This is a genomic window from Streptomyces sp. NPDC054842 (genome assembly GCF_053611025.1).
Window position 1 is genome coordinate 90,949 of sequence record NZ_JBSGZN010000009.1, and the last position, 12,996, is coordinate 103,944.

9 protein-coding genes and 1 pseudogene are annotated in these 12,996 nt (G+C 73.5%); 4 read left to right on the forward strand and 6 right to left on the reverse strand.

Features of this window, described 5'->3' with window-relative positions; translation table 11 throughout:
• Positions 1 to 288: 288 nt before the first annotated feature.
• Both ppdK and ACWGIS_RS09665 read left to right on the forward strand, forming a co-directional pair.
• Positions 289 to 3,030 (forward strand): pyruvate, phosphate dikinase, encoded by a 2,742-nt coding sequence (gene ppdK / locus ACWGIS_RS09660; protein ID WP_453361837.1) that lies wholly within the window; start codon positions 289 to 291, stop codon positions 3,028 to 3,030.
• A 199-nt stretch (positions 3,031 to 3,229) separates the two neighbouring features.
• The gene (locus ACWGIS_RS09665) at positions 3,230 to 4,156 is read left to right on the forward strand and encodes an oxidoreductase (protein ID WP_453361838.1); all 927 of its coding nucleotides are present in this window, start codon (positions 3,230 to 3,232) and stop codon (positions 4,154 to 4,156) included.
• Positions 4,157 to 4,195: 39 nt separating this feature from the next.
• On the opposite strand, the pseudogene ACWGIS_RS09670 reads toward ACWGIS_RS09665, so the two are convergent.
• From ACWGIS_RS09670 to ACWGIS_RS09685, 4 genes and pseudogenes are all read right to left on the reverse strand, one after another.
• Positions 4,196 to 4,919 (reverse strand): annotated as a pseudogene (locus tag ACWGIS_RS09670) (SDR family NAD(P)-dependent oxidoreductase); the annotation flags it as partial.
• 49 nt (positions 4,920 to 4,968) lie between these two features.
• Positions 4,969 to 5,319, reverse strand: coding sequence for a nitrite reductase small subunit NirD (gene nirD / locus ACWGIS_RS09675; protein ID WP_453361839.1), 351 nt, complete (start codon positions 5,317 to 5,319; stop codon positions 4,969 to 4,971).
• Complete coding sequence (gene nirB / locus ACWGIS_RS09680; protein ID WP_453361840.1) at positions 5,316 to 7,919, reverse strand: nitrite reductase large subunit NirB; 2,604 nt, start codon at positions 7,917 to 7,919, stop codon at positions 5,316 to 5,318. Before nirB ends, nirD begins: the two co-directional genes overlap by 4 nt.
• The gene (locus ACWGIS_RS09685; protein ID WP_453361841.1) at positions 7,919 to 9,145 is read right to left on the reverse strand and encodes an NAD(P)/FAD-dependent oxidoreductase; all 1,227 of its coding nucleotides are present in this window, start codon (positions 9,143 to 9,145) and stop codon (positions 7,919 to 7,921) included. The genes nirB and ACWGIS_RS09685 overlap by 1 nt, the downstream gene beginning before the upstream one ends.
• Before the next feature lie 420 nt (positions 9,146 to 9,565).
• Here ACWGIS_RS09685 and ACWGIS_RS09690 point away from each other — a divergent pair, with 420 nt between their 5' ends.
• Complete coding sequence (locus ACWGIS_RS09690) at positions 9,566 to 10,351, forward strand: sulfite exporter TauE/SafE family protein (protein WP_453361842.1); 786 nt, start codon at positions 9,566 to 9,568, stop codon at positions 10,349 to 10,351.
• A 108-nt stretch (positions 10,352 to 10,459) separates the two neighbouring features.
• Here the strand turns inward: ACWGIS_RS09690 and ACWGIS_RS09695 are convergent, their stop codons facing one another.
• A complete protein-coding gene (locus ACWGIS_RS09695) occupies positions 10,460 to 11,083 on the reverse strand; it encodes a class F sortase (protein WP_453361843.1) in 624 nt (207 codons plus the stop codon).
• 160 nt (positions 11,084 to 11,243) lie between these two features.
• Positions 11,244 to 11,759, reverse strand: coding sequence for a hypothetical protein (locus ACWGIS_RS09700; protein WP_453361844.1), 516 nt, complete (start codon positions 11,757 to 11,759; stop codon positions 11,244 to 11,246).
• Between the two features lie 449 nt (positions 11,760 to 12,208).
• On the opposite strand from ACWGIS_RS09700, the gene ACWGIS_RS09705 reads away from it, so the two are divergent.
• A complete protein-coding gene (locus ACWGIS_RS09705; RefSeq protein ID WP_453361845.1) occupies positions 12,209 to 12,868 on the forward strand; it encodes an NADPH-dependent FMN reductase in 660 nt (219 codons plus the stop codon).
• Positions 12,869 to 12,996: the final 128 nt, after the last annotated feature.

Genomic DNA, 12,996 nt, shown 5'->3' on the forward strand with positions numbered 1-12,996 from the left:
GCACTTCCCTAAGGGGTGGCACTGAGTGCCACCCCGTGATCGTTCACGGGATGAACTCAATCGTGCCGACGGCCGCTCATTGGAGCGGTGTGGGTGCCCTGTGAGGGCCGGCTCGTTCAAGAAGTGAAAACACCGGTCCGGAGTGGGCTTCTCCCGCCGACTTTCGATCTGCTGGCGGACGAGTGGTTACGGGCGCATGACGCGCAAGTGGACGTACCCAGGGGCCTTCGATCTGGGTATGTTCCTCGCCGTCAGGGCAGCCACCGTCACGTCGAGGAGTCGAGACCCGTGTCGGAAAACAAAGATCCCCACGTAGCTCAGAGCGGTGCCGAGGACGTGAAGTTCGTCTACGACTTCACGGAAGGCAACAAGGACCTCAAGGACCTGCTGGGCGGCAAGGGTGCGAACCTCGCCGAGATGACCAACCTCGGTCTTCCCGTCCCGCCGGGCTTCACCATCACCACCGAGGCCTGCAAGACCTACCTCGACAGCGGCGAGGAGCCGGCGGCACTGCGTGACGAGGTGAGTGCGCACCTCGACGCCCTGGAACAGAAGATGGGCAAGAAGCTCGGCCAGGCCGACGACCCCCTGCTCGTGTCGGTCCGCTCCGGGGCCAAGTTCTCCATGCCGGGCATGATGGACACCGTCCTGAACATCGGGCTCTCCGACAAGTCGGTGCAGGGACTTGCCGCGCAGGCCGGCGACGACCGTTTCGCGTGGGACTCCTACCGGCGCCTCATCCAGATGTTCGGCAAGACGGTCCTCGGCGTGGACGGCGACCTCTTCGAGGAGGCGCTGGAGGCGGCCAAGGCGGCGAAGAAGGTCACCGTCGACACCGACCTCGAAGCGGCCGACCTGAAGAAGCTCGTCACCAAGTTCAAGAAGATCGTCAAGACCGAGGCCGGGCGGGACTTCCCGCAGGACCCGCGCGAGCAGATGGACCTCGCCATCCACGCGGTCTTCGACTCCTGGAACACCGACCGCGCGAAGCTCTACCGCCGCCAGGAACGCATCCCGCACGACCTCGGCACCGCCGTCAACGTCTGTTCCATGGTCTTCGGCAACCTCGGCCCCGACTCCGGCACCGGCGTCGCCTTCACCCGCGACCCCGCCTCGGGCCACCAGGGCGTCTACGGCGACTACCTGCAGAACGCCCAGGGCGAGGACGTCGTCGCGGGCATCCGCAACACGGTCCCGCTCGCCGAGCTGGAGCAGATCGACAAGAAGTCGTACGACCAGCTGATGCAGATCATGGAGACCCTGGAGAACCACTACAAGGATCTCTGCGACATCGAGTTCACCATCGAGCGCGGCCAGCTGTGGATGCTCCAGACCCGTGTCGGCAAGCGCACCGCCGGCGCCGCCTTCCGCATCGCCACCCAGCTCGTCGACCAGGGCCTGATCGACGAGGCCGAGGCGCTCCAGCGCGTCACCGGCGCGCAGCTCGCCCAGCTGATGTTCCCCCGCTTCGACGAGGGCGCGAAGGTCCAGCAGGTCGGCCGGGGCATCGCCGCCTCGCCGGGCGCGGCCGTCGGCAAGGCGGTCTTCGACTCGTACACCGCGGTGAAGTGGTCGCGTTCGGGCGAGAAGGTCATCCTCGTCCGCCGCGAGACCAACCCGGACGACCTGGACGGCATGATCGCGGCCGAGGGCATCCTGACCTCGCGCGGCGGCAAGACCTCCCACGCGGCCGTCGTGGCCCGCGGCATGGGCAAGACCTGTGTCTGCGGCGCCGAGGAGCTGGAGGTCGACACCAAGCGGCGCCGGATGACCGTGCCGGGCGGCCACGTCGTCGAGGAGGGCGACGTCATCTCCATCGACGGCTCCACCGGCAAGGTCTACCTGGGCGAGGTCCCGGTGGTCCCGTCCCCGGTCGTGGAGTACTTCGAGGGCCGGATGCACGCGGGCGCCAACGACGCCGACGAGCTGGTCGAGGCCGTCCACCGCATCATGGCCTTCGCCGACCGCAAGCGGCGCCTGCGGGTGCGCGCGAACGCGGACAACGCCGAGGACGCGATGCGCGCCCGCCGCTTCGGCGCGCAGGGCATCGGCCTGTGCCGCACCGAGCACATGTTCCTCGGCGACCGCCGCGAGCTGGTCGAGCGCCTGATCCTGGCGGACACGGAGGACGAGCGCGAGGAGTCGCTGAAGGCGCTGCTCCCGCTCCAGAAGCAGGACTTCGTGGAGCTGTTCTCCGCGATGGACGGACTGCCGGTGACGATCCGGCTGCTCGACCCGCCGCTGCACGAGTTCCTGCCCGACATCACCGAGCTGTCGGTCCGGGTGGCCCTCGCCGAGTCCCGCAAGGACGCCAACGAGAACGACCTGCGGCTGCTCCAGGCCGTGCACCGGCTGCACGAGCAGAACCCGATGCTGGGCCTGCGCGGTGTCCGCCTCGGCCTCGTCATCCCGGGCCTGTTCACCATGCAGGTGCGGGCGATCGCGGAGGCCGCCGCCGAGCGCCGGAACGCCAAGGGCGACCCGCGCGCGGAGATCATGATCCCGCTCGTCGGCACCGTCCAGGAGCTGGAGATCGTCCGCGACGAGGCCGACGAGGTCATCGCCGAGGTCCAGCAGGCCACGGGCGTCCAGCTCAACCTCGCCATCGGCACGATGATCGAGCTGCCCCGGGCCGCGCTGACCGCCGGCCAGATCGCCGAGGCCGCCGAATTCTTCTCCTTCGGCACGAACGACCTCACCCAGACCGTGTGGGGCTTCTCCCGCGACGACGTGGAGGCGAGCTTCTTCACCGCGTACCTGGAGAAGGGCATCTTCGGGGTCTCCCCCTTCGAGACCATCGACCGGGACGGCGTCGGCTCGCTCGTGCGCAGCGCCGTCGAGGCCGGCCGGGCCACCCGCCCCGACCTCAAGCTCGGGGTCTGCGGCGAGCACGGCGGAGACCCGGAGTCGGTGCACTTCTTCCACGAGGTGGGACTCGACTACGTCTCCTGCTCGCCGTTCCGGATCCCGGTGGCGCGCCTGGAGGCGGGACGCGCGGCGTCCTCGTCGGCGGGCAGCGACCACCGGTAGGCCCCCGGGATCGCCGCCGGTCACCTTTCGACCCTCACCGGCACGGCGGCGGTCCCGGTGCACCAGGAGAGGGCGGTACCCCTGTGCGGGGGGTGCCGCCCTCTCGGGCGTGCCCGCCACCGCCCCGCGCGCGCGTCCGGGACCGGCCGGGCGGCGGGCGTACGGTGAGGGGACACACCGCCGGAGAGGGAACATCCGCATGACGGGCTGGAACGCGAGCGACATCCCCGACCAGAGCGGCCGCACCGCGGTCGTCACCGGGGCCAACAGCGGCATCGGCTACGTCACCGCGCGGGAGCTGGCCCGCCGCGGCGCCCGCGTGGTCCTCGCCTGCCGCAGCGAGGAGCGCGGCCAGGAGGCCGGTGACCGTCTCGTCGCCGAAGTGCCGGGCGCGGACGTGGTGTTCCGCCGGCTGGACCTCGCGGACCTCTCCTCCGTACGGGAGTTCGCCGCCGGGTACCCGTACGAGCGGCTCGACCTCCTGGTGAACAACGCCGGGGTCATGGCGCTGCCGCAGGGCCGTACCGCCGACGGGTTCGAGACCCAGTTCGGCGTCAACCACCTGGGGCACTTCGCGCTGACCGGACTGCTGCTGCCCGCGGTGCTGGCCACGCCCGCAGCGCGGATCGTGACCCTGTCCAGCATGGTGCACGCGCTCGCCGACATCGACCTCGACGACCTCAACGCCGAGCGCGGATACCGGCGTTGGATCGCCTACGCCCGGTCCAAGACCGCCAACCTGCTCTTCACCCACGAGCTGGCCCGCAGGCTCGCCGCCACCGGCGCCGGACAGATCGCCACCGCCGCGCACCCCGGGTACGCCTCCACGAACCTCCAGAGCGCGGGAGCCCGGATGGAGGGGCGCAGGGGCGCCGAGCGGTTCGCGGAGCTCGGCAACCGCGTCTTCGCGCAGAGCGCCGAGGCGGGCGCCCTGCCCACGCTGTACGCGGCCACCGCGCCCGGCGTCCTGCCCGACTCCTTCACCGGCCCCGCGTTCGCGATGTGGCGCGGGGCGCCCGCCGCGTCCTGGCGGGCCGCCCGGACCCGCGACGACCGGCTGGCCGGACGGCTGTGGACCGCCTCCGAGGAGCTCACGGGCGTCCGGTACGAGGCCCTGAAGAGCTGACCCGCCTCCCGCCGGACCGGACGGGGCGGGCGGCCCGTGTCAGAGGGAGGCGCCGCTGTCGACCACGAGGTCCGTGCCGACGACCGATGCGCCGTCGTCGGACGACAGGTACAGGACGGCGGCGGCCACCTCCCCGGTCGTCGACACGCGGCCGAGCGGCACCGCGTGCCGCATGCGCTCCGCGCGGCCGGCCTCGGTCTCGCCGGGCAGCGACATCGAGGCCGCGGTGGCTCCCGGGCTGACGGCGTTGATGCGGACGCCGTCAGCGATGTGGTCCAGGGCGGCGGCGCGGGCGCGGGCGCGGGCGGCCACGGCGGCCTTGGAGGCTCCGTGGGCGGCGCCGCCCGGCAGGCGGGTGTGGGCGCCGATGTGGGAGGCGACGTTCACGATCACCCCGCCGTCCGGCTGGGTCCGCGTCCGGCGGATCTGGGCCTGGAGCGCCAGGAACACGCCCGCGACGTCGATGTCGAGCTGCGTGTGCCAGTCCGCCTCGGGGAGGTCGGCGACCGCGCCGCCGCCCCGGAAGCCCCGCGTAGTTCACCGCGCCGCCGCCCCGGAAGCCCCGCGTAGTTCACCGCGACGTCCAGGGAGCCGAAGTGGCCGACGGCCGCCTCGACCAGCGCCCGAGCCTCACCGGAGCCCGAGCCTCACCGGAGCGGGACACGTCGGCGGGCACGGCGGGCGCCTTGCCGCCCCGCTCCTCCACGAGGGTGACCGTCTCCTTCAGCGGCCCCGGGGCGCGCCCGGCCGTGACGACGTTCGCGACGTTTCCGGAACGAGCGGCCAAGTGTGGAAGGGGTGGGAGGGCGCCCTCAGAAGGTCCGCACCTCGTACGCCGCGACCCGCACCGAGTCGTCGTCCAGGCACTGCCCGGAGGCCAGGTCGAAGCGCTGCTTGAGCAGCGGCGAGGCGACGAACGCCCGCCCCTGCCTGCTGCCCGTCAGGCCCCGGGAGAGGACCGCCGCGCCGGTGAACGGGTCACGGTTGTCGATGGCGTACGCACGCCCCGCGCGGTCGGTGAAGAGCGCGACCTGCCGGCCGTCGGGCAGCAGGGCCGCGACTCCCCGGCCCGGGGTCAGCAGGGACAGGTCGCAGACGGTGAACCAGTCGTCCTCCAGGCGGAGCCGGACCTTCAGGGCGGTGGTCTCGGGGGCGATCGTCATCGCTGGGCGCTTCCTTCCAGGGCTTCGGCGGGCCGCGTGCCGATGGTGAGCAGCGGCAGGTCGGGCTTGATCTGGTCGCGCTCCGGCACGAAGCCGACGACCGGGTCGGGCGTGTCGGGCGCGTTCACGAAGGACACGAACCGGGCCAGCTTCTCGGGGTCGTTGATGGTCTCGGCCCACTCGTCGCGGTAGCCCGCGACATGGGCCCGCATCAGGCCCTCCAGCTCCTCGCAGATGCCGAGCGAGTCGTGCACGACCACGTCGCGCACGTGGTCCAGGCCGCCCTCGATGCGCTCCAGCCAGGTGGAGGTGCGCTCCAGGCGGTCGGCGGTGCGGATGTAGAACATCAGGAACCGGTCGATCAGGCGCACCAGTTCGGCGTCCGAGAGGTCCTGGGCGAGCAGGTCGGCGTGGCGCGGGGTCGCACCGCCGTTGCCTCCCACGTACAGGTTCCAGCCGTTGGAGGTGGCGATGATGCCGAAGTCCTTGGACTGGGCCTCGGCGCACTCGCGGGCGCAGCCGGAGACCGCCGACTTCAGCTTGTGCGGGGAGCGCAGACCCCGGTAGCGCAGCTCCAGGTCGATCGCCATGCGGACCGAGTCCTGCACGCCGTAGCGGCACCAGGTCTGCCCCACACAGGACTTGACCGTCCGCAGCGACTTCCCGTACGCGTGCCCCGACTCGAAGCCGGCGTCCACCAGCCGGGCCCAGATCAGCGGGAGCTGCTCCACCCGGGCGCCGAACATGTCGATGCGCTGACCGCCGGTGATCTTCGTGTAGAGGCCGAAGTCGCGGGCCACCTCGCCGATCACGATCAGCTTCTCCGGGGTGATCTCACCGCCGGGGATGCGCGGCACGATCGAATAGGAGCCGTTCTTCTGGAGGTTGGCGAGGAAGTGGTCGTTGGTGTCCTGGAGCGCGGCCTGCTCGCCGTCCAGGACGTAGCCGTCGGCGCCGATCGCCGGGGCCAGCGAGGCGATGATCGAGCCGATGGCGGGCTTGCAGGTCTCGCAGCCGTCGCCGCCCCGGGCGTCCTCGCGGCCGTAGCGGTCCAGCAGCGCCTGGTAGGAGTTGACGCGCAGGGCGAGGACGATCTCGTACAGCTCCTCGCGGGTCTGCGCGAAGCAGCCGCACAGGCCCTTGTCGACCTCGACGCCGCTCGCCTCCAGCTCGGCGGTGACCAGCTGGCCCAGCACCTTGACGCAACTGCCGCAGCCGGTACCGGCCTTGGTGCACTTCTTCACCTCGGGCACCGTCGTGCAGGAGTGCTCGGTGACCGCGCCGCGGATCGTGCCCTTGGTGACGTTGTGGCAGGAGCAGATGACGGCCTCGTCCGGCAGCGCCGAGGGGCCGAGGGCGACGGGACCGCCGGAGCCGGCCGGCAGCACGAGCTGCTCGGGCGCGATCGGCGGCACGGACCCGGTGAGCGCGCGCAGCGTGCCGTACGCGTCCGCGTCGCCGACCAGGATTCCGCCGAGCAGCCGCCCGTCGCGGCCGATGACCAGCTTCTTGTACGTGCCCGAGCGGGAGTCGGCGTAGACGACGTCGAGGCAGTCCGCGGTGGCGCCGTGCGCGTCGCCGAACGAGGCGACGTCGACACCGAGCAGCTTCAGCTTGGTGGAGAGGTCGGCGCCGGTGAAGCTCGCCTCGTCCGCGGCGATGGTGGCGGCGGCCGTCTCGGCCATCTCGTAGCCGGGCGCGACCAGACCGTAGACCCGGCCGTCCGAGGCGAGCGCGCACTCGCCGATGGCGAACACGTGCGGGTCCGAGGTGCGGCACTGCTCATCGACGGAGATGCCGCCGCGCTCGCCGACCGTCAGGCCGGTGTCGCGGGCGAGCTGGTCGCGGGGCCGGACACCCGCGGAGAACACCACGAGGTCGGTGGCGAGTTCGGAGCCGTCGGACAGCTTCATGCCGGTCACCGCGCCGTCCTCGCCGACGACGATCTCCTGCGTGCCCGTGCCCGTGTGCACGGTCAGGCCCATCTCCTCAATGGTGCGCAGCAGGGCCGCGCCGCCGCCCTCGTCGACCTGCACCGGCATCAGGCGCGGCGCGAACTCCACGATGTGCGAGGTCAGTCCGAGCCCCTTGAGGGCGCCCGCCGCCTCCAGGCCGAGCAGACCGCCGCCGACCACCGCGCCGGTCGTCGCCCGGGACTTCGCGTACTCCTCGATGGCGAGGAGGTCCTCGATCGTGCGGTAGACGAAGCAGCCCTCGGCGTCCTTGCCCGGCACCGGCGGCACGAAGGGGTACGAGCCGGTGGCGAGCACCAGCGTGTCGTAGGAGAAGGACAGGCCCGAGCGGGCCGTCACCTTCCTGGCCTCGCGGTCGATCGTCTCGGCCGGGTCGCCGAGGTGCAGCTCGATGCCGTGCTCCTTGATGAACTCCTCGTCGGACAGCGAGAGTTCCTCGGGGGTGCGGCCCGAGAAGTACGAGGTGAGCTGAACCCGGTCGTACGCGGGGCGCGGCTCCTCGCACAGCACGACCACGCGGTGCGTGGCGGTCAGGCCACGCTCGGCGAGCGCTTCGAGGAAGCGCTGGCCGACCATGCCGTGGCCGACGAGCACGATCGTGGGGGTGCCCCCCAGGGTGGCGGTCATCAGGAGCCTCCGTCGTTGGTGAGCAGGTGGAGCAGGGGAGCGCCGTCCGCGGGGAGCGGCTCTGCTCCCTCCCAGGCGCGCGCGAGCGCGCCGACGGTGCCGAGTTCGCCGACGAGTACGCCGCCGACCAGGCGGTCGTCGCGGACGACGACCTTGCGGTAGGTGCCGCGGGTGGCGTCGGTGAGCTGGATGACGTCGTCGCCCGGGCGGGGGTCGGTCTCGCCGAAGGCGGCGAGGTCGAAGGGCGCGTTCCCGGTCAGGGTGAGCCGGGTCAGGGCCCGGGTGCCGGCGTAGCGGGCGGTGTCCTCGCCCCCGCCGCCGGCCAGCAGTCCGGCCAGCACGTCGGCCTGTTCCAGGGCGGGGGTCGCGAGTCCGTAGACCGTGCCCTCGTGCTGGGTGCAGTCGCCGATCGCGCGGATGTGCGGGTCGGAGGTGCGCAGCTGGTCGTCGACGATGACGCCCTTGTGGACGGCCAGGCCCGCGTCCTGGGCGAGTCCCACCCGGGGGTGGACCCCGCAGGCGAGGACGACGAGGTCGGCGTCCAGGGCGTACCCGTCGGCCATCTCGACCGAGCGGACGGCCCCGCCGACGCAGCGCACGTCGCGCACCCGCGTCTCGGTGTGCACCTCGACGCCCAGCTCCGTCAGGTGGCGGTGCACCAGCCGGGACGCGGACGGGTCGAGCTGGCGCTCCATGAGCCGCTCGGCCTGCTGGGCGAGGACCACCTGGGCGCCGCGCACGGCCAGCGCCCGGGCGGCCGAGACACCCAGCAGGCCGCCGCCGATGACGACGGCGCGGGTGCCCTGCCGGACGGCCTTCGACAGGCCGAGGCAGTCGTCCATGGTGCGGAACGCGTGCACGCCCTCGGGCAGTTCGTGCCGCCCCTGGGCGAACAGGCCGCGCAGCGGCGGCAGTACGGGGTTCGAGCCGGTCGCCAGGACCAGCGTGTCGTAGGCGATGTCGGAACCGTCCGCGCAGTGCAGCGTGCGGGCGGCCCGGTCGATGCCGGTGACCCGGGTGCGGACCAGGCCGGCCGGGGCCGGCAGGGCGATCACCTCGGGGGCGTACCGCCCGGCGAGGACCTCGGCGAGCAGCACCCGGTTGTAGGGGCGGTGCTCCTCCTCACCGATGAGCACGACGGACACGCCGAGCTCGTCGAGCCGCTGGGCGAGCCGGGCGCCCGCGATCCCGGCGCCGATCACCACCACACGCGTTTTCGAGGTCATGTCAGCAGCGTGCGGGGCCGGTGTTACCCGGTCGCATCACTCCCGTTTCCCGCGGGGAACGCTGCGCTCAGCGCGGGCACGTGCCGGGTGTGAGGGTTCTGCGGGCGGCCCGGCGAGGCGCTGTGAGCCGCCCGGGGCGCGGCGTCAGCACCCGCGGGGCGGTGCGGCGTACGGCGCTGGGCCGGGTGCGCGGTGCGGCGAGCGCCGGTGGGTGAGGTGCGGCACACGGCGGCGGACCCGGTGCGCGGGGCGCGAGCGTCGGTGGGGTTCTCGGTCCGCGAGCGCCGACGGGGGCGCGGCGCGGGGCGGGCGGGGTGTGCAGCACGGCGGCGGCGCGGCGCCGGTGCGCGGCCGGGGGCAACCTCAGAAGACCCTCAGGTCCGTGGACGGCACATCCATCCGCTCCGTAGGGTCCCGATCATGCCCGACATATCGCTGACCATGGTCGTCGTCCTCTGCCTCGCCTCCCTCGCGGCGGGCTGGATCGACGCCGTGGTCGGCGGCGGCGGCCTCCTGCTGCTGCCCGCGCTGCTGCTCGGACTGCCGAACTCCGGGTCGGCGGCCCAGTACGCGCTGGGCACCAACAAGGCGGTGGCGATCGTCGGCACGACCGGCGCGGCGGTCACCTACGCCCGCAAGGCACCCGTGGACGTCGGCACGGCCGTGCGCATCGGGCTGGCGGCGCTCGCCGGGTCCACGGGAGGCGCGTTCGTCGCCGCCGGTATGAGCACCGAGGTGCTGAAGCCCGTCGTCATGGTCGTCCTGCTGGGCGTCGGAGCCTTCGTCATCCTGCGGCCCGCCTTCGGCACGGCCCCGTCGACGGAGCCGGTCTCCCCGCGCCGCGTCCTGGCCGCCATCGGGCTGGCGGGCCTCGGCATCGGCTTCTACGACGGTCTGATCGGCCCCGGCACCGGCACGTTCCTCGTGCTCGCCCTCACCGCGCTGCTCCACCTCGACCTGGTGACCGCCTCCGCCACCGCCAAGATCGTCAACTGCTGCACCAACGCGGGCGCCCTCGCGACGTTCGCCTGGAAGGGCACGGTCTACTGGCAGCTGGCCGCGCTGATGGCCGTCTTCAACCTCGTCGGCGGCACGGTCGGGGCGCGCACCGCGCTCAAGAAGGGCAGCGGGTTCGTCCGGGTGGTGCTGCTGACGGTGGTCTTCGCCCTGGTCGCGAACCTGGCGTACCAGCAGTGGCTGGCCTGACCCGGCCGCGCACCGCCGCCCCGCGCGTCGCCTGTACGCTCGTCGGCTCCCGCCCGCGCACCGCCCGTCCGCCCGCCGGTCCGCCCGCCGGTCCGCACGCCGGTCCGCTCAGCGGCTCCCGGTGAGGTGGGCGAAGACGACCACGTTCCCCAGATAGCCCGTCGCCTTCGAGTAGCCACCCCCGCAGGTGATGACGCGCAGCTCGGGGCGCCGGGCCGCGCCGTACACCTTCTCGTCGGGGAAGGCGCGGGCGTCGTACACCTCGACCGCGTCCACGGTGAACAGGGCGACCGTGCCGTCCCGGCGGGCCACCTCGACGGAGCTGCCCTTCTTCAGGCCGCCGAGGCGGTAGAAGACGGCCGGTCCCTCGGTGTTGTCGACGTGACCGGCGACCACGGCGGTGCCCGTGTCGCCCGGGGCGGTGCCGGCCTCGTACCAGCCGGCGAGGTTCTTCCTGGCGGCCGGCGGGACGTCCAGGCTGCCCTGCGGAGTGAGCCCGAGCCCCATCAGCGGGGCGTCCACGCCGATGGAGGGGATGCGGACGCGGTCGGGCGGGGAGGGCGGCAGCGCGGGCGCCGCGGACTGCCCCTCGGTCGCTCCCGGCGACGCGGCCTGCGCGGCCGAGGGCTGCGGGGGCGTCTGCCCCTCGGCGCCGCTGCGCAGCAGCCACGCGCCGGAGCACAGGGCCGTCACGGTGACGGCGGATATGGCGAGGTTGCTCAGTCTGCGCACGTGAGCCTCCTGTCTCGGTGCCACGGGGGCCCGCGTCCGTCGCGGGGGCCCGCGTCGGTGGGACCGGCCGGGTCCGCCGCCCCCTCCGGGCCGCGAGGGGCGTCGGACCCGGAGGGGGAGGGGACGGCGGTACCTGGGGACGGACAGCGGAGGGTGTCCGTCAGAACCCGTCGCCTCTCGCCCGGCGATGCAGGAGCCAGGTACCGCCCGCGGCGGCGACGGCCAGCGCCGCCACACCCGCCGCGGTCTGCACGGGGTCGGAGCCGAGTGCGCCGCCGACCCCCGTCTTGACACTTCCTCGCGGGTGCACCCGCTCCTCGGTGGCGGTCAGCGTGACCACCAGGTCGCCCGCCGCCTGCCGGCCGCCGGAGCACTTCGCGACGATCTCGTACGTGCCCGGCTGGGCGCCGGGCGGCACGCGGAACCGACCGGCCGTGTCCCCTCCGCGCGCGCCGGGGGCCAGCGCGAACGTGCCCGCGCCCACCGCGCTGGCGTCCCCCGTCGCCGTGCCGTCGGCGCCGCACGCCGCCGTGCCGACCGTGACGTCGGCGCCGGGGACGACGGTGGCCGGACGGACGTCGAGCGTGCCGGTGTCCCCGCCGTACGCGGGCGCGGCGGCGAGGCCCGCGGCGGCGACGGCGAGCGCGGTACCGGTCAGCAGACGGGCTGTGCGCATCGTGTTGCTCCTCCGAGAGGGCACGGCCCGCGGCACCCCCATGTGCCGCTGCGTCGGTCGCACCCCTGCCCTACCGAGGTAAGTGGCACACGGCCCGCTCCGCTCCCTGATGGCACGTCAGAAACACCGCGCACGGGCACCGGGGGCGACCCCCGCCGACCCCGCGCGGCACCATTCCAGCAGGTCACCGGCGTACGGCCGGGAAGTCGTGGAGGAGAACCCCACGGGTGCGGCACGCGGGTGTGAACGGGTGACCCGCACCCGCCGGTCCGCTGCCGCCCGCCCCGCCGCCGCCCACCCTGCCGGTCCGTCGGCCGCCGTGACGATCGCCCCGCCGCGACCGGCCCTGGTCCACGCAGGCCCCACGGACGGCTGGAAACCGCGACCCGCGTCGGCCCGCGGAACGGCGGCTTGACCTGAACCAAGCTTGAGGTAAGAGCCTGTGACGCATGAAGACCAGCGCCGGGATCCCGGCCGTATCCGACACCCGTTCCGCACCCGACGCCTCCGTCCGCCCGTCCGGGCGGTCCGGTACACGGGCCCCCGTGCGCGTCGTCGTCATCGTCGCCAGCAACCGCGAGGGCCGCTTCGGCCCGGTCGTCGCCAACTGGCTGCTGTCCCTGCTGGAGGCGCGCGAGGACCTCCGGGCCGAGGTCGTCGACCTGGCCGAGGTCCGGCTGCCCACCACCCTGTCGCCGTCCCCGGAGTCGGAGGCCGCCCTCCGCCGGGTCACCCCCGCCCTGGCCGCCGCCGACGCGTTCGTCGTCCTCACCCCCGAGTACAACCACTCCTACCCCGCGCCCCTGAAGAACCTCATCGACTGGCACTACACCGAATGGCGCGCCAAGCCCGTGGGGTTCGTCTCCTACGGCGGCCTGTCCGGAGGGCTGCGGGCGGTCGAGCACCTGCGCCAGGTCTTCGCCGAGCTGCACGCCGTGACCGTCCGGGACACGGTCTCCTTCCACGGCGCGGGCGCGGCGTTCGACGAGAGCGGCGACCCGCGCGACCCCGCGGCACCGGCCGCGGCGGCGCGGCTGATGTCCGACCGGCTGGTGTGGTGGGCCAGGGCTCTGCGCGAGGCCAAGGCGCTGCGCCCGTACGAGGACTGAGCGGCCGGGGTCAGGGCTGCCGGACGCCCGGGCGGGAGCCGCCCCCGTGGGGGAGGGGCGGGTCCCGCCCGGGCCGGCGCCGGGGCCGCGCACGGACACGGCGCTCCAGGCCGCGGCCACCGCGGCGT

Excerpts from the sequence above, each read along its gene's own strand:
- ACWGIS_RS09665 (WP_453361838.1), top strand. The coding sequence starts at position 3,230 with ATGACGGGCTGGAACGCGAGCGACATCCCCGACCAGAGCGGCCGCACC.
- nirD (WP_453361839.1), bottom strand. The coding sequence starts at position 5,319 with ATGACGATCGCCCCCGAGACCACCGCCCTGAAGGTCCGGCTCCGCCTG.
- nirB (WP_453361840.1), bottom strand. The coding sequence starts at position 7,919 with ATGACCGCCACCCTGGGGGGCACCCCCACGATCGTGCTCGTCGGCCAC.
- ACWGIS_RS09685 (WP_453361841.1), bottom strand. The coding sequence starts at position 9,145 with ATGACCTCGAAAACGCGTGTGGTGGTGATCGGCGCCGGGATCGCGGGC.
- ACWGIS_RS09690 (WP_453361842.1), top strand. The coding sequence starts at position 9,566 with ATGCCCGACATATCGCTGACCATGGTCGTCGTCCTCTGCCTCGCCTCC.
- ACWGIS_RS09700 (WP_453361844.1), bottom strand. The coding sequence starts at position 11,759 with ATGCGCACAGCCCGTCTGCTGACCGGTACCGCGCTCGCCGTCGCCGCC.
- ACWGIS_RS09705 (WP_453361845.1), top strand. The coding sequence starts at position 12,209 with ATGAAGACCAGCGCCGGGATCCCGGCCGTATCCGACACCCGTTCCGCA.